Origin of the sequence: Paraconexibacter algicola, assembly GCF_003044185.1 — a bacterium.
In the GTDB taxonomy this organism is placed as follows: domain Bacteria; phylum Actinomycetota; class Thermoleophilia; order Solirubrobacterales; family Solirubrobacteraceae; genus Paraconexibacter; species Paraconexibacter algicola.
Window position 1 is genome coordinate 1,605,515 of record NZ_PYYB01000001.1, and the last position, 17,393, is coordinate 1,622,907.

The window sequence follows — 17,393 nt, forward strand, 5'->3', positions numbered from 1 at the left end:
CCGTGCCCGCCACCTCGGTGACCGTCGTCCCCTTCGACGCCGAGGTGGCGGCCGACAAGGCGCTGCTGGGCGGCAAGGGGGCGGGACTCGTCGCGATGGTCGCGCTGGGCCTGCCGGTGCCGCCCGGCTTCGTCGTCGGCACCGACGCCGGCCGCGCCTACCTCGCCGACGGTGCGCTCACGGACGAGCTGCGCGCGGCCGTCGACGCGCAGCTCGACGCGCTCGAGCGGCGGCTCGACCGTCGCCTGGGCGACCCGTCGGCCCCGCTGTTCGTGTCGGTGCGCTCCGGTGCGCCGGTCTCGATGCCGGGGATGATGGACACGATCCTGAACGTCGGGCTCAACGACGAGCTCGTCGAGGCGCTCGCGCAGCAGACGCAGGACCCGGCGTTCGCGTGGACGTCGTACGTGCGGCTGCTGCACACGTTCGCCACGACCGTCCGCGGCCTGTCCGAGGCGACGGTCGAGGACGCGCTGTTCGACGCGCTGCCCGACGGCCCGGACGACGGGGCGCGCACCGCGCGCGGGGAGGCCGCCGTGCTGCGTGACCTGCTCGCCCGCGAGGGCGACCCGTTCCCCGCGGACCCGCGCGAGCAGGTCCGCGAGTGCCTCGGGGCCGTGTTCTCCTCGTGGCGGTCGCCGCGCGCGATCGCCTACCGCGAGCACCGCGGGATCGACGAGGCGATGGGCACCGCGTGCGTCGTGCAGGCGATGGTCTTCGGCAACCGGGGGGAGGACTCCGGCAGCGGCGTGGCGTTCAGCCGCGATCCCGCGACCGGCGAGCCCGGCGTGTACGGGGACGTGCTGTTCGACGCGCAGGGCGAGGACGTCGTGGCGGGCGTCGCCGACCCGCTGCCGCTGACCGCGCTCGAGGACCGGCTCCCCGACGCGGCGCGCGCTGTCGCCGACGCGCTGGCGCTGCTGGAGCGCGAGGAGCGCGACCTCGTGGAGTGCGAGTTCACGATCGAGCAGGGCCGCCTGTGGATCCTGCAGTACCGTCGCGCGCAGCGGTCGGGCCGGGCCGCCGTGCGCGTCGCCGTCGACCTCGTCGACGAGGGCGTGCTTGAGGAGCGGGAGGCCGGGGAGCGGCTGACCGACGCGCAGCTCGCCGCGGCGCACGCGCCGCGGTTCGCGGACGCGGCGTCCGACGGCGACGTGCTCGCGCGCGGCTGCGCGGCCTCGCCGGGTGCGGGCGTCGGCACCGCGGTCTTCGACGCGCACCGGGCGGCCGCCCTGAAGGAGCAGGGGCGGGACGTGGTGCTCGTGCGGCCGACGACGTCCCCGTCGGACATCCACGGGTTCATCGCCAGCGTCGCGATCGTCACCGGTCGCGGCGGGCGCACCTCGCACGCGGCGGTCGTCGCGCGCGGGATGGACCGTCCGGCGGTCTGCGGCGTCGGGGAGGTCCGCATCTCCGGGGCGGGGGCCACGGTCGACGGGGTCGCGGTGCAGGAGGGGGACCTCCTCGCCGTCGACGGCGACCGCGGGATCGTCTCCCGGGTCGCCCCGGCGCTCGCGGACCCCGAGCAGGACGAGCGGCTGCAGCGCCTGCTCGCCTGGCGCGCCGCGTCCTGAGCGCGCGGCGCCGCCGGGCCGCGGCTCAGCGCCGGCGGAAGCCGCGGTCGGGCGCCGGGTCCAGCGGGCTCGACGGCGCGCCCGCGGGCACGTCGAGCAGGTTGAACGCGGGGGGCGCGATGTCGTTCGGGGCGTCGGGGTGGAACAGCGCGGCGAGCAGCTGCGCCTGCCCGCGCCCGACCCCGAGCTCGCCCATGCCGCCGTTGTACATGCGGATGCCGTGGTCCTCGCAGTGCGCGTACAGCCGCGAGAGCTCCTCCAGGCGCCCGACGCGGCACGGCTTGACGTTGACGATCGACGGGGTGAGGGCGGTCTCCTGCAGCGAGGCGACGCCGACGATCGGCGCGTCGTAGGAGACGCGGTCGCGCACCGGGCCGAGCAGGTCGACGACCGCGGGACGGTCGTCGTGGGGGTCCTCGAACCAGACGTCGGTGAACGTCGCGATCGCGCGCTCGTACATGGCCAGGAGCGCGCCCTCGTCGGCGACGTCGAGGTCGTAGCGGCCCTTGAAGTCGATGACGGTCACGCCGGGCACGGCGGCGATCTCGTCCATGATCGCCTGGGTCCACGACGGCTCGACGTCGAGCTTGAAGCCCACGGTCGGGTTGGCCGCGCGGCGCGACGCGACCCGGGCGGCGTCCGGCGGGTCGCCGAGCCCGACCGAGTTGACGAACGTCACCGGTCGCGGCGCGCGCCCGAGGACCTCGGGCAGCGTCGTGCGCGCCTGGCGCAGCGCGAGGTCCAGCGCGGCGGACTCGAAGGTCCAGCGCCGCCAGTGGCGCTCGAGCTCGTACTCGGGCGGGCCCGCGGGCCATAGCTCGAGCGTGTCGAGGTGGGCGAGGAACGCGGCGAGCGTCGGCCACGTCCCGGCGAGCGGCAGGTCGAGCGCGCGCAGGCCCGCCTGGGTGGTCGGGGTGCCGACCTGCTCGCCGAGTCCCTCCTCGCCGCGGCCGTGCAGGCGCAGCTGCGTGGTCGAGGCGTCCTCGATGCCGGTCGGGCCGGCGGGCAGCAGCGGCTCGCAGGCCGACGACTCGATGGTGACCGGCAGGTCCTTGACGGCGTTCCAGAGGTCGGGCATGGGCGCCCGACCCTACGCGAGACGGCCGCGGTGCCCGGGCGGTCGGCCCGGGCACCGGTGCGCGGCTCAGGCCGTGGGGGCGACGGCGGCGCGCTGCGCGACCGCCTCGCCGCGGCGGCGGGGGCGCTTCACGCGCACGTACTCGGCGGCGTAGTAGGAGCCGATCACGAACACCGCGGCGAGCGCCTGGGCGGCGAGCGTCTCCCAGTAGGAGTAGACCTCGAACCACGAGCCCATCCACTCGGGCACCGTGAACGGCGTGGCGTGGCCGGGGATCCAGCCGAGGTCGATGAACGACAGCGCGGTGCCGCCGACCATGACCACGAGCACGACGCCGATCAGCACGCCGGTGCTGATGAGCATCTTCTTGTAGGGGAGGCTGCGCTGCAGGCGGAACGTGACGAGCCCGACGAGCGCCGTGGCCGCGAGGCCCAGCGCGACGCCCTCGAGCACGACGCCGCTGCCCGCGGTGAGCTTCAGGTTCTGCAGGAACAGCACGACCTCGAAGCCCTCGCGGTACACGCTCGTGAACCCGAGGGCGACGAGGCCGAAGGTCGCGGAGACGCCGACGCGTCCGAGCACCTTGCGGCGCTGGCGGTGGTGCTTGGCGATCCAACCGGTCCAGTACACCTTGTGCACGAACCAGTTGAGGACGAGCAGCAGGACGACGATCGCGATGAAGCCCGTGATCGCCTCCAGCCGCGCGCCGAGCGGGGACGCGGCGTCGAGCAGCGCGCCGACCGCGAACCACGTCGCGATCGCCGCGAGGAACGACACGCCGGCGCCGAGGACCACGGGTCGCCGCCGGGTGGCGTTGGCGCCCTGGAAGCTCGCGATGATCGCGGCGAAGATGAGGATCGCCTCGAGGCCCTCGCGGAAGACGATCATCGACGCGTTGAAGATCACGGTGCCGCGGCTCTGCGGGGTGCTGGCCTCGGTCGGGTCGACCGGGCCGGTGCTCGCGGTCGCCATGAGGTACACGGCGCCGCCGAGGACGAGGAGTCCGAGCGCCCAGACGAGCAGGCGGCGGCCGGACCCGGCGCCCGCCTGCGGGCGGGCGGGGGTGGGGGTGTCGACGGTGCGGTCGCCGACGGTGTGACTGACCATTAGGGCATCCTAACCCGAGTGGTCCGCCGGGCGGTCCCCGACCCCCGCACCGGGCACGTTGCCGCGCTCAGCGTCGCAGCTGCTCCACGTACGGCTGCGGCCAGCCGTGCTCGACGTGGGCGATCGCCGGCGCCCCGTCGATCGTGGCGTCCATCGCGTTCTCGTACAGCAGCAGGCCGCTGAACGGCAGCGCCACGCCCGCGCGGTAGGCGGCCGTGAAGACCGTCTCGCGTCCGGTCTCGTCGAGGATCGTCGCGGTCAGCGACCGGTGCACGAGCGCGTCGTCCAGCGACGACTCGACGCGCAGGTCGGTGATCACCGCGATCTCGCCGCCGCGGTTGACGTAGCCGAGCCGATGGCGCGCCCCCAGCGCGCTGGACTCCCAGGCGTGCAGCGACACCGACCCGTCCGGGGTCGCGGCGTTCATCCACTTCCAGTGCTGGATGACCCCCCACTCGCGCGGGCCCCAGGAGTGGTCGCGGTGGCCGATCCCGTCGATCGCGATCTCGCGCCCGTCCACCCGCAGCGTCCCGGAGGTCCGCACCGACTGCTCGTAGCGGTCGGTCGCCGCCCACGCGGGGCAGCCGTCGGGGTTCTCGTGCCATGACACGGGGCGGTGCAGCCCCTCGACGGTGACGTCGAGCGTCACCGCGTCGCTGGAGAACGACAACGACGCGCGGCGCAGCGGCTCGGGGTGACGGATGTGCAGGCCCGCGATCTCGCAGTCGTCGAGGTCGTCGCCGACGAGGTCGACCCCGTCGACGATGTCGAACACCTGGGGCGCGCCGATGTCCTCGCCGCCGATCGCGACGAGCCGCCCGAACTGCCCGGTGGCCCCGGTCCGCCACGCGTAGACCATCGCGGCGATCCCCTCCGAGGGCAGCGGCAGCACGAAGAAGTACGACTCGCGCACGTGGGGTGCGGTGCCGATGTCGTGCAGCAGGTCGTCGGCGGCGGTGAAGCGCTCGATCGTGCTCATGCCCCGAGCCTCTGCGATGCGGGCGCGCCCGCATACCGCCGCGGGCGACAAGACCGGGGGACCGATGCCTCCGCGCGGGCTATGCTCGCCCGGAGGAGATGGGTCGCGCCCAGGACACCGGCACGCTGACGCCCCCGGTCGCGCTCGACGCGAGCGTCGATGCCGCGACGCGTGTCGCGCCCGAGGTCGCCGCGCGGATCGCGGAGCTCGCCACCGAGCTGCTCCAGCACGCCGACGCGATCGCCGACGTCGTCAACCGCCGCGCGATCGCGACCGAGCCCGCGCTGGTGGATCCCGACGACCCGACGACCGCGGAGGCCACGCTGCACTCCACGCAGGCGAACGTCGGGGCGATCCTCGCGCTGCTCGCCTACGGCGTCCCGGGCCGGGCGACGATGCCGTCGGCCGGGGCGCTCGAGCTGTTCGAGCGGCTCGCCGACCACGAGGACGGGCTGACCACGGTCCTGCGCGGCTACCGCATCGGCATCGCCGAGCTGTGGCAGGTCTGGGCGGCGCACGTCGCCGAGCACGTCCACGACGCCGCCGAGCAGCACGCGGTCCTCGCCGCGAGCACCGCGAACATGCTCCAGGCGGTGGACCGGATCTCGCAGGAGCTCGTGGACAGCTGGGCGGAGACCCGCCGGCGCCGCCGGCAGGGCCTCGACGTGTCGCCGGAGGAGCTGGTGCGCGCCGCGCTGTTCGACACCGCCGGGTCGGAGGACGCGCTCGCCCGGCTCGGGTACCCCCAGGAGGCGCTGCACCTCGCGTTCGCGCTGCCCCCGGAGCTGAGCGAGCCGGCGGTCCGCCAGCTCGTCAGCCGCCTGCGGGTCGTCGGGGACGCCGCCGCGGTCTCGGCCCGCTGGGACGTCGCCTGGGTCGTGTGGCTGGCGTTCCAGCGCCCGCCCGTCCCGTCAGCGCTCGACGCGGTCGTCGCGGCCGTGTCACTCGAGGAGCCGGTGGGCCTCGGGGAGCTCGCGCCCGGCATCGCCGGGTTTCGCGCGGGCTACCGGGAGGCGCTCGACGCGCGCCGGATCGCCGTGCTGCGCGGTGGCGGCGGCGTCACCCACCACCGGGACGTCGCGCTGCTCGCCGTGCTGTGCGCCGACACGGAGCGCGCGCGGGCGCTGGCGGTCAGCGAGCTCGGGCCGCTCGCCGCGACCGACGACGACACCATGGAGCGGCTGCGCGAGACGCTGACCGCCTACCTCGCGTGCGGCGAGAGCCACGTCGGAGCGGCGCAGCGGCTGTTCGTCCACCAGAAGACCGTCGCCTACCGCATCCGCCAGGCGGAGGCGCTCCTGGGCCGTCGCGTCGGCGACCGGCGCGTCGAGCTCGAGGCCGCCCTGCTCGTGCACCGGGCGTTGCTACCGTCCAGGGCGTCATGAACACCGCTCCGGGACGCAAGAGCAAGGAAGAGCGCGACGCGGAGCTCGCCCGCGAGGGCACGGCCCGTCAGCGGATGGCCGACCTCATGGCCAACATCGGCAGCGTCGGCCTGATCGGGGTCTGCGTCATCGGGTTCGTGATCCCGGCGATCCTGGGCCTCACGATGATCAGCCGCCTCGGCAGCGCCGGCTGGTTCATGTACGCGATCGTCATCGGCACCTGGGGGCTCGTGTTCGGGCCGATCGTCGCGAGCGCCGTGACGATGCGGCAGAACGGCAGCAAGCGCCATCGCGACGCCAAGCGCCAGCGCATCGAGGAGCAGCGCCGCAAGTTCGGGCTGCACGCGCGCGCCCACGACGGCGAGCACGAGCAGCCCGGCGGCCCCGTCGGCTGACCGCCGCGGACCGGTCGCAAGGCGACCGGCCCGCGGGTGCGTGACCGTCAGTCGAAGACGATGACCGGCTTGACGACCGAGCCGTTGTGCGCGGCCTCGAACGCCTCGTTGATCTCGCTGAACTTGTAGGTCTTGATCAGCTTGTCGAACGGGAACTCGCCGTCGGCGTAGTGCCGGGTCAGGGCGGGGATGAAGTCCTTCGGGTTGGCGTCGCCCTCGATGACGCCGCACAGCTCGCGGCCGAGCAGCAGGTGGCCCTGGTCGATCGTGATGTCGTGCTGCAGGCCCTGGAAGCCGACGGTGGCGATCCGGGCGGGGGAGCGGGTGACCTCGAGCGCCTGGCGGATCACCTCGTTGGTGCCGACCGCGTCGAGCGCGAAGTCGACGCCCGGGGCGGCGACGCCCATGATGTCCCAGACGAGGTCCTTGTGCTCCTTGGCGTTGAACGTGTGCGTCGCGCCGAGCGAGCGGGCGAGCGCGAGGCGCTCGTCGTTGATGTCGACGGCGATGATCTGCTCGCAGCCGGCGAGCTTCGCGCCCATGACGCCCGAGAGGCCGACGCCGCCCATGCCGAAGATCGCGATGCTGTCGCCCTGCTGCGGGTTCAGCGCGTTCAGCACGGTGCCCGAGCCGGTCTGGATGCCGCAGCCCAGCGGGCCGAGCAGCTCCAGCGGCAGGTCCTTGTCGACCTTGATCGCGTTCGTCGCGAGCGCGATCGCGTAGGTCGAGAACGAGGACTGGCTGAAGAAGCAGCCGTGCACGTCCTCGTCGCCCTGGCTCATCGTGACGGTGCCGTCCATGCGCGTGCCGAAGTAGTTCAGCGGCGCGAACATCTCGCAGTAGGCGGGCCGGTCGCGCGAGCAGTACTTGCAGTCGCCGCAGTGGCCGAAGGTCAGGACGACGTGGTCGCCGGGGGCGAGGTCGGTGACGCCCTCGCCGACGGCCTCGACGATGCCGGAGCCCTCGTGGCCCAGGACGCTGGGCAGCGGCAGCGGGATCGTCCCGTCGATGCCCGTGGCGTCCGTGTGGCAGATGCCGGCGCCGACCATCTTGACGAGCACCTCGCCCTCGGCCGGGTCGGAGACCTGGACCTCCTCCAGCGTGAGCGGCTCGTTGACCTCGCGCAGGATGGCGGCGGTGGCGGTGGTGGGCATGCGGCGGTACTCCTCCAGATTCGGGGTGACGGACCGAACCTAGTTCGGCTCGTCGCCCGAGTCCTGCCCACGCAGGGAGACTGTGCCCTCCCGGGAGAGGGATGGGGACGTGCGGACCGCCGCGCCGACGACGATCACCGCGAGCGCCAGCAGCGCCACGAACGGCCCGAGCTTGCGGCTGACCTCGATCGTCAGGCCGGACAGCGCGTCGTCGGGCGGCGAGACGAGCCGGGCGGTCGTCGCCGCCATCGCGACGATCGCCGCGACCGCGACGGCCCGCGCGCCGAGCTCCCCGAGCGCGTCGGTGGCGAGCTGCGCCACGGCGGTGACGGCCACGACCGCAAGCAGCACGTCGAGCACCGACAGCCACTGCCAGCCGCTGGAGAGGTCCGCCACCTCGATCCCGGCCCGGTCCGCGCCGAACCACGGCAGGAACAGCGAGGCCATGAGCAGGGTGGCGCCGACGGTCGTCAGCACGCGGGGCAGCTCCGGCGGGATCTCCACCGGCTCGAGCTCCTCGATCCGCGCGGCGGCGGGAGCGGGGGCGTCGCGCCGCCGGTGGTCCTCCTCGCGCGCACGCGGGCGCGCGCGAGCGCGCGCACCCGCCAAGAACCCGCCGCGGGCACCGCGGGCCTCGTCCTCGACGGGCTCGCCCTCGGGCAGGGTGAGGCGCATCGTCGTCCCGGGCTCCGCGTGCAGCAGGTCGGGGTGGACGACGATCCCCGCGCCCTCCAGGGCACGCAGGACGTCGCGGCGGTCCGCGGCGGTGGGGTCGTCGTGGCCCCAGGTGCGCAGGAGGCGCAGCACCTCGACCTCGGTCGCGCCGCCGCGACGCTCCAGGTGCTCGCGGATGCGCTGCTCGGGTGCGGTGGTCACGGATCGCTCCTCTCGGGGCAGGGTCCCCGCCGGGGGCGGCGAACCTCGGGTGGATGGCGTGGGCGTTCGAGTTCGTGGAGGTCCGCCATCGCGTCGACGGCCACCGGGTGCTCGACGGGGTGAGCTTCGGCGCCCGCGTCGGCGAGAGCGTCGCGCTGGTCGGCCCCGCGGGCGCCGGGAAGACCGTCGCGTTCCGCCTGCTCGTCGGGCTCGAGAAGGCCGACGAGGGCGCCGTCGTCGTCGCGGGCAAGGACGTCGGCCGGGGCGGCCGCCGGGCGCGGCGCCTGCTGCAGCGCCGTCTCGCCGTCGTCTTCCAGGGCGCTCCCGCCGACGACGGCGGCTACGGGATCTTCGACGGGGTCGACGTGCTCGAGAACGTCGCGTTCCCGATGCGGGAGGTGGGCCGGGTGCCGGACCGGCGGCGCGAGCAGGTCGCGCTGCAGGAGCTCGCGCGCTTCGGCCTCGCCGAGGCCGCCCGCGCGCGGCCGGGCGAGCTGGACCGCGACGCCCGCAAGCGCCTCGCGCTCGCCCGGGCGCTGGCCCTGCGCTCGCCGCTGCTCGTCGTCGACGCGGTCGAGGACGGCCTCGCGGCGGACTCGCTGCCGACCGTCGTCACCGCCCTGCGCGAGGCGCAGGCCGAGCGCGGGACGAGCGTCCTGCTGACCACGCGCGACGAGGAGCTCGCCCGCGCGGTCAGCGACCGACTCGTGGCGCTGCCCGCGCGCTGAGCGGCGCTCGCCCGGCCGGCCCGCGCGCGGACCCGGCCCGTCGGTCCCGCGCGGGGTCCTCACTGCTGGTCGCCGAGCGCGCTGATCCGCAGGTACCGCGAGACCGCCTCGGCGCGGTTCGCGGCCCGGAGCTTGCGCAGGATGTGCTTGGCGTGGGACTTCACGGTGCCCTCGGAGATCACGAGCCGGCTGGCGATCCCGGCGTTCGTCTCGCCGGCGGCCATGAGCTTGATGACCTCGACCTCGCGGCGCGTCAGCAGCTGGTCCAGGCGCGACGGCCCGGAGGCGAGCATCGCGGCCGCCCGTCCGACGCCGGCCGAGTCCTCGCCCTCGACGTGCGAGACGGCGATCTCGGTGTCGCACAGCTCGTTCATCAGCTGCTCGGTCGACTGCACCATGCTGCGGACCTGGTCGCGCTGCGCGCGCATCCGCTCGGTCAGCACCGTGCGCTCGAACGCGTAGCCGAACCCCTCGGCGAACGCCCACAGCATCTCGCGGTCGAACTCGTCGACGTCGCGCTGCTGCAGGTAGCGGTCGGCGTGCAGGAAGCCGATCACCCGGCCCTCGGGCATGATCGGCGCCGCGACGTAGGAGTGGGTGTCGGCGGCATCGGCGATCGTGCGGTGCACGCGCGGATCGCCCTTGGCGTCGGCGACGAGCATCGGGATCCGGCGGCGGATCATCTCGGTCTCGAGCAGCATGTGCGTCAGGTCGGCCGGGTTCTCGCGCGCGACCTGTAGCAGGGTCGCGGCGCCGTCCGGGTCGTTCTCCCAGTGGACGGCCTCGGCGATCAGCTGGCTGTTCTGCACGCGGAAGAGGATCGCGCGGTCGAACCCGCACGAGCGGCAGACCTCCTGCGGGGCGAGGTCGAGGATCGTCGAGACGGAGGCGATCCCGCGCAGCCGTCCGAGCCCGGCCTGCACGCCGGTCAGCGCGCGCAGCCGCTCGTCGACCTCGTTGTCGCGCAGCTCGCGCCGCAGGTCCTCGAGCGTGACGAGCAGGTCGCACAGCGCGACGAGGTGCGCGCGCTCGAGGTCGGCGCCCGCCCGGATCCGCTCGGCGACGACCGAGCGGGCGACCTCGACGAGCGCGACGGTGTCCTCGTGCTCGCCGTCGTCCCCCTCCCAGAGGTCCCACTCGAGCAGGCGGGCGGCCGCGTCGAGCGCGTCGACGACGCGCACGCCGATGCGGGCATCGTGTGCGGACCGCGGGACGCGCGGCGGCCAGGCGGCCGCCGGCGCGGGGCGTTCGAGGGCGGCGTCGGCCGGGATCCGAGTCGTCGACTCGTCCACGCCGCGCCGCCCGCCGCTCCCTAGGCCGTCGGGCCGCTGCCGTTGCCGTTGCCCTGGAACAGCTCGTCCCAGGTGCTGAAGTCGAGCGAGCGCATGATCGGGACGATCCGCAGGAACTTGCGGACGGGGCCCTCGTAGGCGAGCTCGCCGCGCGTGATCGCCATCGCCATCTGCTTCTTGCGCTGGACCATCTCGATGAACAGCTCGGGCGTGCCGTAGAGCTGGATCTCCGCCTGGCCGACGATGTCGGGCTCGGCGTGGATCGGCGCCTTCGTCAGGTCGAGCGTGACGCCGGCGGTCTCCGAGTAGTGGATGTGGACGGTCGTCTGCGCGAGTGCGAGCCGCTCACCGATGCGCTGATCGGTGGCTCCGCTGTTGAAGAAGTCGGCGGTCAGTTCCGCCATGCGCTGTGGATCGATGGGGCTCATCGTGGTGGTCTGCTCTCCGGCTGGCATCTCGGTCAACGTGCTCTCCTCCTCCACGGTCCCCGACGCCTCCCCGCGTCGGTGGCCGGTATGGTCGCTACAGGTGGTTCAGCTCTACGGGAGGAAGTCTGGTGGCGTCGACGGGTGTCGGTGAGTGGAGCGACGGACCGCCCCTCGACGCGCCGGGGCTCGCCGGGGCCGTGCTCGCGCTGTGGCGCGAGGCAGCCAGCCTCTCCGGCGAGGACCCTACCGCCGCCGAGGCACCGACGGATGTGGGATCCGCACAACAGCTGCTCGACGAATCGGGTGCTTGGCTGGTTGCCGTGCTCGAGGACGACGAGCGCGGGCCCGACGCCGACGCCGGCCGGGCACTCGCCGGGACGCTCGTCCTGCGGCTCGCGACGCTCCGCGGCGACGTCCGCGAGGCGGCGCTGAACCGCCGCATCCGCGGCTTCGCGCAGGTCAACGCGGCGCTCAGCCGGCTGCGCAGCATGACGACGGTCGACCAGATGATGAGCCGGCTCGCGGGCGAGGTCGCGCGCTGCGGCTTCGACCGCGTGATGATCACGCGCGTGGACGGCTCCACCGGGCACGTCGCGGAGTTCCACAGCCCGCACGAGCCCGAGCTCGCGCGCGAGGTGCTGCGCGTCGGGCAGGCAGAGCCGCTGCAGCTCAACCACCTGCTGCTCGAGTCCGAGATGCTGCGGCGCCGCGGACCGGTCCTCGTCCCCGACGCGCACGCCGACCCGCGTGTGCACCAGGAGATCGCCGCCGCCGCGGGCGTCCGCTCCTACGTCGCCGCCCCGGTGATGCCGCAGGGCCGGGTCATCGCGCTGATCCACGCGGACTGCCAGCTGCAGCGCCGCACGGTCGACGAGGTCGACCGCGACCTGCTGTGGATGTTCGCCGAGGGGTTCGGTCACGCGTACGAGCGCGCGACCCTGCTGACGCGGCTGAACGCCCTGCGCCAGGAGGTCCGCCGGGCGAACTCCTCGATCCTCGCCGTGATGGACGAGTTCGTCGACGCGGACGTCGAGGTCGCGCGCTTCGACGGCGAGAACCAGGTCGTCGCCCGGTCGGCCGCCGCGATGTTCGTCGCCGCCGACAACCGGCTCGAGTCGCTGCTGACCCCGCGCGAGCTCGACGTCATCCGCCTGATGGCGCTCGGCGAGACCAACGGCGGGATCGCGAAGAAGCTCGTCGTGTCCGAGGGCACGGTGAAGTCCCACGTGAAGCACATCCTGCGCAAGCTGCGGGCGAGCAACCGCGCCGAGGCGGTCTCCCGCTACGTGCGGCTCTCGCAGCAGGGCGCCGGCAACACGCGCGCCTGAGGGCGGCCCGCTCACCCGAGCCCCAGGCTCTCGACGATGTCGCGGTGGTCCGCCAGGACGCGCTCGAGCGCCTCGTCGGCGGTCCGGTCCCCCGGCAGCGTCGCGGCGGCGGTGGCGGCGGTGCGGGCCGCGTCCTGCGCGGCGGCGCCCCAGCGGGCGATCCAGCGCCGGAGCTCGGCGCGGTTGTGCTCGCCGTGGGTCGGGTCGGCGAGCGCGCCGCGCACGATCGCGCCGGTCCAGTCGCGCAGCCAGGCCTGCTGGATCTGCGTCGCCTCGGCGACGACCGGCGTCACCGGGTCGCCGAGCGCGTGCGCGATCCGCGAGCCCCACTCGAAGCGCATGAGCTGCGCGACGAGCGGCTCGAAGCAGAGGTTGATCGCGATGACGATCTCCGCCCAGTCGTCGCGGACCGCGAGCGTCTCGAGCATCCGCCGGGCGGGCTGCCACGTCGCGGCGCCGCGCCACTGCGCGCGGGCGCGCTCGAGCGGCATGTCGCCGACGACGCGCTCGAGGTCGATCGCGTAGAGGACGACGGCCTGCGCCTGCCGGGTCTGCATCGAGGACTCGAGCGCGATGTTGCGCGCGACCGGCCCCCAGCTGCAGCGGTCCGCGGCGCGGTCGAGGATCCGCGCGCAGTCCTGGGCGATGAACGCGGCGACCTGGATGTGCTCGCGCAGGAACGCGAGCCAGCGCTCGTCGAGGTCGGCCATGCCGCCGTCGGCGGTCGCCCGCCTGATCCCGCGCTCGACACGCGCGTCGGAGATCCCCTCGCGCTCGATCGTCGTGCCCCAGCGCTCGTCGATGCCGTCGAGCGTGATGGCCGCGGTCCCGCGCAGGGACGTGTGCACCGGCGGACCGGCAGGGTGCAGCGTCCCTCGGCGCTCCTCCACAGCCATGGCGAGACCCTACGGGCGTCATGGGGGCCGTGCATAGCCCTCGGGGCAGTTCCGCACCCCCCGGAAGGAGGATGCCGGTCGCCGTCCGGCGCGGACCCGCGTCCGGAAAGGGGGTCCAGATCATCCGTCGGGGGGATGGCGGCGCGGCGCGGCGCGTCTACGGTCGAACGCATCTGCCGTGCCGAGTCGCGGCGGTCGATCCAAACCACCCGGGAGGAGAACCCCGTGCCCTACTTTGCCGACGCCGACGAGGTCTACAAGTACATCGGTGGCGTGTTCCGCGCCGCGCGCGAGAACGAGGTCGGTCCGAAGCTCGCCACCGCGGACATCGACCTGCAGGTCTACTACTCCGACCCCGAGGCGCCGATGCTCATCAAGATGCACGGCGACAACATCGAGGTCATCGACGGCGGCGACAACGAGGAGGCCGACGTCAAGCTCTTCATGCCGTCCGACATCGCCGACAAGTACTGGCGCGGCGAGTACAACCTCGCCGTCGGCCTCGCGAAGGGCCACGTCAAGGCGAAGGGCCCGGTCAACAAGATCCTGAAGCTCGTGCCGCTGACCAAGCCGCTCTTCCCCATGTACAAGGAGATGATCGCGGAGAAGGACGGCGTCACCGCCTAGCCCGAACCGCCAGACCTGCCGTCCGGCGCACGGACGGCCCGACGCACACGGCCGTGGATCCGAACAGGACCCGCGGCCGTCGTCGTGCCGGGGTGCCGCGGCGGGTCCGCGCGCGCCGCGATGATCCGATCGCCCGGAGCGCGAGTATGGTCGTCACATGGGCATCGGCTGGATGATCCTCATCTTCTTCGGCGGCCTCCTGGTCTTCTTCTTCCTCCTGGGGAAGCTCACCTGGGGCACGGGCGCCGACCTCGTCGACTGGGACCCGTCGGGTCGCCAGCAGGCGAAGATGGACCTCGAGGCGCAGGACTCCGCCGACCTCCTGGAGATCACGAACCGCCGCCGGCGGGCTGCCGGGCTGCAGGAGCTCGGGGAGCACGACGTGATCCACGAGATCGCGCGCAAGCGCCGGGGCGAGAAGCCGGGAGACGTGCCCCCGGCGACGCCCCAGGACCTGCGCGACGACCCCGACTGGTAGCGCCCTCTTTCGGCGCATTCGCGCCACTCCCGGAGGGCAAACCGTCCAAAGGGGGGGTGGATATCCCCCCCCGGGATCGCACACCGCGTTTTCGGCGCGGGTTAGGCTGCTCGCCGGAGAGGACGGCAGTGGCCGGGGGCGACCCCGGGATCCGCTGTCGACCGTGACAGGGAGAGGGAGACACTCAGATGGCTCGTTTTGGTGGCGACAAGGGCGCCTCCGCCGCGATGGACGCGCAGTTCAGCGGCGGCAAGCAGCTGGATCCGGAGGGCATGTCCCTGCTGGACCAGGCTGCCGAGTTCACGGGTGAGCACGAGCTCCACCAGGGCTCGGTCCTCCTCGAGGAGCGCGTGCCGGGGGAGTTCTGGTCGCTCGAGACCCGCAACGTCCACAAGGCGTTCGGCCGCTCCAAGATCCTCCAGGGCCTCGACCTCGGCATCCCCGAGGGCATGGTCACCGTCGTGCTCGGCCCGTCCGGCACCGGCAAGTCCGTCCTCATCAAGCACATCATCGGCCTGCTCTTCCCCGACAAGGGGGAGGTCATGGTGCACGGCGAGTCGCTGAGCAAGATGACGATGTCGCGACTCCTGGAGGTCCGCAAGAAGTTCGGGATCCTCTTCCAGGACGGCGCGCTCTTCGGCTCGATGAGCGTCTACGACAACGTCGCCTTCCCGCTGCGCCAGCACACGGACCTCGGCGAGGGCGAGATCGCGGAGATCGTCAACGCGCGCCTCGCGGACGTCGGCCTGACCCACGCGGGCGGCCGGCTTCCCAACGAGCTGTCCGGCGGCATGCGCAAGCGCGCGGGCTTCGCGCGCGCCCTGGTCCTCGAGCCCGAGATCGTCATGTTCGACGAGCCGGACTCCGGCCTGGACCCCGTCCGCACCGCCCTGCTGTGCGAGCTCGTCACGCAGATGCACGAGCAGCACGGCGGCACCTACATCATCATCACGCACGACATCGAGTCCGCCCGTCTGGCGGGCGAGTTCTTCGCCGTGCTGTGGAAGGGCAGGATCGTGCAGGCCGGCGAGCGCGACGAGATGTTCAACTCGGACAACCCGTTCGTGCAGCAGTTCCTCAACCGGAAGCTCAGCGGCCCGCTCGGCATGGAGTAGGGATCGCCCGCGTGTTCCCGGCGGACATCGGGAACTTGGCACCGGGGGAGGAGGTCCTCCCCCATGGGGGGGATCCGTTCTCCCTCCAAGGGCGATTTTCGCCCGACGGATGGTCCGGGAGTCTGGACTCATCCAAACCAGGGCCGGGTCACAGGACCGGGTCCGGAGCTTCGGGAGGAGCTATGCGAGAGGTGAGCGTCACATGGCGTCAGTAGCGCAGAGAACAGTTGCCCCGCCGGTTCAGGCGCCTCAGAAGGCGCCGAAGCGCGCGGGCGGAAGCAAGCTTGCGGAGGCCCCGCTGGGGATCCTCGAGCAGGTCGCGGGCATGATGCTCCTCACCGGCAAGGCGGTCGTGGCGACGTTCACGCCCCCCTACAGCTGGAAGGACGAGTTCGTCGAGGAGTCCTGGCTGATCCTCCGGCGCTGCCTCATCCCGATGATCATCTCGACGATCGCGTTCGGGTTCGGTGCCCCTGGTCTCCAGGCGGCCAACCTCACGCAGATCTTCGGAACGGTCGACCGCGAGGGGGCCTTCTTCGTGATGGCGTCCATCCGCGAGTTCGCCGGATGGATCAACGGCATGGTCATCGCCGGCGTCGCCGGAACCGCCATCTGCGCGGATCTCGGCGCCAGAAAGGTCCGTGAGGAGCTCGACGCCCTCGCGGTCCTCGGCCTCGACCCCGTCCGCACCATCGTCACCCCGCGCTTCCTCGCGCTGGGGATCATGACCCCGCTGATGAACATCCTCGCGCTCGCCTTCGGCGTGCTCGGCGGATGGATCGCGACCGTCGTCGTCTGGGGCGAGACCTCGGCCGGCTACATCGCGACGTTCTCGTCGAACTTCACCTTCCCGGACCTGTTCGGGTCGGTCCTGAAGACGACAGGGTTCGGATTCATCATCGCGATCGCCTGCTGTTACAAGGGGCTCAACGTGAAGGGCGGCGCCCAGGGCGTCGGCCGCGCGGTCAACCAGGCCGTCGTCATCGCGTTCGCCGGCATCTGGGTGTTCAACTCGCTGTTCACGAACATCCTGCTGGCCGCGTTCCCCGAGACCGGCAACCTCCACTAGGCGCGAAAGGAGATCTGAGCAATGGAAGCTTCCACCGTTCGAGCTCCGCGTCTTCGCGGAGAGCTGTCCCCGTCCGTCGGGTCCCGCGTCGGCGCCGGCTTCGCCGGTCCCGTCAAGGGGATCCTGACCGAGGCGGCCGAGCTCGGCACGTTCTTCGGGCGCACCGCCCGTGAGCTGGGTGGCGTCTGGCGCTACTCGGCGGAGATCATCCGCCAAGCCGGCATCCTGGTCACCGGATCCGCCGCGATCATCGTCTTCATGCTGTTCATGATGGGCGTGGTCTGCGGTACCGAGGCCAATTACGTCCTCCGTGGCTACGGCGCCACCGTGTACTCGGGCGTGTTCACGTCCTACTGCGCGATCCGGGAGATGATCCCGTACATGTGGGGCTACATCCTGTCCGCCAAGGTCGGATGTGGTCTGTGCGCCGAGATCGGATCCATGCGGATCCAGGACGAGATCGACGCGATGGAGTCCATGGGCATCAACCCCATGCGCTACGTCGTGGCGACCCGCCTGGTGGCCGCGTGGCTCGTCTTCCCGTTCATCTGGATCATCGGGACCGCCGCCCACTTCCTGGGCAACTACCTGATCCTGATCCTGCAGATCGGCGAGGTGTCGCAGGGCGGCTGGGAGAACGTGCACTGGACGTTCTCGACGCCGATCGACTTCCTCTACTCGTTCCTGAAGATCTTCGTCACCGGCACGGTGATCGTGATGCTCGGGATGTTCTACGGCTACAAGGCCTCGGGCGGGCCCGTCGGCGTGGGCACGGCCACGGCGAAGTCGATGATTCTCAACCTCATCCTGCTCCACGTGTTCGGAGCCGGCATGACGATGTTGTTCTGGGGTCTGGAACCGAACGCGCCGGTCGGCGGCTAGGT

Annotated in this window: 18 protein-coding genes; 10 read left to right on the top strand and 8 right to left on the bottom strand. The window is 72.7% G+C overall.

The annotated features are described in order from the left end of the window. Positions 1-2: 2 nt before the first annotated feature. On the top strand, positions 3-1,574 hold the full coding sequence (locus C7Y72_RS07675) for a pyruvate, phosphate dikinase (RefSeq protein ID WP_158276711.1): 1,572 nt from the start codon (positions 3-5) through the stop codon (positions 1,572-1,574). A 25-nt stretch (positions 1,575-1,599) separates the two neighbouring features. Here the strand turns inward: C7Y72_RS07675 and C7Y72_RS07680 are convergent, their stop codons facing one another. The 3 genes from C7Y72_RS07680 to C7Y72_RS22740 all read right to left on the bottom strand — a co-directional run bounded on the left by C7Y72_RS07680 (position 1,600) and on the right by C7Y72_RS22740 (position 4,738). Continuing rightward, on the bottom strand, positions 1,600-2,652 hold the full coding sequence (locus C7Y72_RS07680) for a hypothetical protein (protein ID WP_107568180.1): 1,053 nt from the start codon (positions 2,650-2,652) through the stop codon (positions 1,600-1,602). A 66-nt stretch (positions 2,653-2,718) separates the two neighbouring features. Beyond that, the gene (locus C7Y72_RS07685; protein ID WP_107568181.1) at positions 2,719-3,759 is read right to left on the bottom strand and encodes an FTR1 family protein; all 1,041 of its coding nucleotides are present in this window, start codon (positions 3,757-3,759) and stop codon (positions 2,719-2,721) included. A gap of 67 nt (positions 3,760-3,826) precedes the next feature. Then, positions 3,827-4,738 carry a DUF7064 domain-containing protein gene (locus C7Y72_RS22740; RefSeq protein WP_146175294.1) on the bottom strand — a complete coding sequence of 304 codons (912 nt, stop codon included), beginning with the start codon at positions 4,736-4,738 and terminating at the stop codon, positions 3,827-3,829. A gap of 98 nt (positions 4,739-4,836) precedes the next feature. Between C7Y72_RS22740 and C7Y72_RS07695 the strand changes: the two genes are divergently transcribed. Then, entirely contained in the window at positions 4,837-6,123 is a 1,287-nt protein-coding gene (locus tag C7Y72_RS07695; RefSeq protein ID WP_107568182.1) for a PucR family transcriptional regulator, read from the top strand. Next, positions 6,120-6,518 carry a hypothetical protein gene (locus C7Y72_RS07700; protein ID WP_107568183.1) on the top strand — a complete coding sequence of 133 codons (399 nt, stop codon included), beginning with the start codon at positions 6,120-6,122 and terminating at the stop codon, positions 6,516-6,518. The genes C7Y72_RS07695 and C7Y72_RS07700 overlap by 4 nt, the downstream gene beginning before the upstream one ends. Positions 6,519-6,565: 47 nt before the next feature. Here C7Y72_RS07700 and C7Y72_RS07705 read toward each other — a convergent pair whose 3' ends face one another. Beyond that, complete coding sequence (locus tag C7Y72_RS07705; protein ID WP_107568184.1) at positions 6,566-7,672, bottom strand: NAD(P)-dependent alcohol dehydrogenase; 1,107 nt, start codon at positions 7,670-7,672, stop codon at positions 6,566-6,568. A 39-nt stretch (positions 7,673-7,711) separates the two neighbouring features. Beyond that, a complete protein-coding gene (locus C7Y72_RS07710) occupies positions 7,712-8,548 on the bottom strand; it encodes a hypothetical protein (RefSeq protein WP_107568185.1) in 837 nt (278 codons plus the stop codon). Positions 8,549-8,601: 53 nt separating this feature from the next. Between C7Y72_RS07710 and C7Y72_RS07715 the strand changes: the two genes are divergently transcribed. Beyond that, positions 8,602-9,276, top strand: a complete 675-nt coding sequence (locus C7Y72_RS07715) for an ATP-binding cassette domain-containing protein (protein ID WP_107568186.1) — start codon at positions 8,602-8,604, stop codon at positions 9,274-9,276. A 59-nt stretch (positions 9,277-9,335) separates the two neighbouring features. Here the strand turns inward: C7Y72_RS07715 and C7Y72_RS07720 are convergent, their stop codons facing one another. Then, complete coding sequence (locus C7Y72_RS07720; RefSeq protein WP_146175295.1) at positions 9,336-10,457, bottom strand: LuxR C-terminal-related transcriptional regulator; 1,122 nt, start codon at positions 10,455-10,457, stop codon at positions 9,336-9,338. Positions 10,458-10,588: 131 nt separating this feature from the next. Further along, positions 10,589-10,972, bottom strand: a complete 384-nt coding sequence (locus tag C7Y72_RS07725) for an SCP2 sterol-binding domain-containing protein (protein ID WP_158276712.1) — start codon at positions 10,970-10,972, stop codon at positions 10,589-10,591. Positions 10,973-11,316: 344 nt separating this feature from the next. Between C7Y72_RS07725 and C7Y72_RS23910 the strand changes: the two genes are divergently transcribed. Then, positions 11,317-12,324, top strand: coding sequence for a LuxR C-terminal-related transcriptional regulator (locus C7Y72_RS23910; RefSeq protein WP_107568189.1), 1,008 nt, complete (start codon positions 11,317-11,319; stop codon positions 12,322-12,324). Between the two features lie 11 nt (positions 12,325-12,335). Here the strand turns inward: C7Y72_RS23910 and C7Y72_RS07735 are convergent, their stop codons facing one another. Beyond that, positions 12,336-13,220 carry a ferritin family protein gene (locus C7Y72_RS07735; RefSeq protein WP_107568190.1) on the bottom strand — a complete coding sequence of 295 codons (885 nt, stop codon included), beginning with the start codon at positions 13,218-13,220 and terminating at the stop codon, positions 12,336-12,338. 225 nt (positions 13,221-13,445) lie between these two features. Between C7Y72_RS07735 and C7Y72_RS07740 the strand changes: the two genes are divergently transcribed. From C7Y72_RS07740 to C7Y72_RS07760, 5 genes are all read left to right on the top strand, one after another. Then, a complete protein-coding gene (locus tag C7Y72_RS07740) occupies positions 13,446-13,847 on the top strand; it encodes a hypothetical protein (RefSeq protein ID WP_107569695.1) in 402 nt (133 codons plus the stop codon). A gap of 157 nt (positions 13,848-14,004) precedes the next feature. Next, positions 14,005-14,325 carry a hypothetical protein gene (locus tag C7Y72_RS07745; RefSeq protein ID WP_107568191.1) on the top strand — a complete coding sequence of 107 codons (321 nt, stop codon included), beginning with the start codon at positions 14,005-14,007 and terminating at the stop codon, positions 14,323-14,325. Positions 14,326-14,513: 188 nt separating this feature from the next. Continuing rightward, positions 14,514-15,440 carry an ABC transporter ATP-binding protein gene (locus C7Y72_RS07750; protein ID WP_199223882.1) on the top strand — a complete coding sequence of 309 codons (927 nt, stop codon included), beginning with the start codon at positions 14,514-14,516 and terminating at the stop codon, positions 15,438-15,440. Positions 15,441-15,765: 325 nt separating this feature from the next. After that, positions 15,766-16,509 carry an MlaE family ABC transporter permease gene (locus C7Y72_RS07755; protein WP_107568193.1) on the top strand — a complete coding sequence of 248 codons (744 nt, stop codon included), beginning with the start codon at positions 15,766-15,768 and terminating at the stop codon, positions 16,507-16,509. A 21-nt stretch (positions 16,510-16,530) separates the two neighbouring features. Then, a complete protein-coding gene (locus C7Y72_RS07760) occupies positions 16,531-17,391 on the top strand; it encodes an ABC transporter permease (protein ID WP_107568194.1) in 861 nt (286 codons plus the stop codon). Positions 17,392-17,393: the final 2 nt, after the last annotated feature.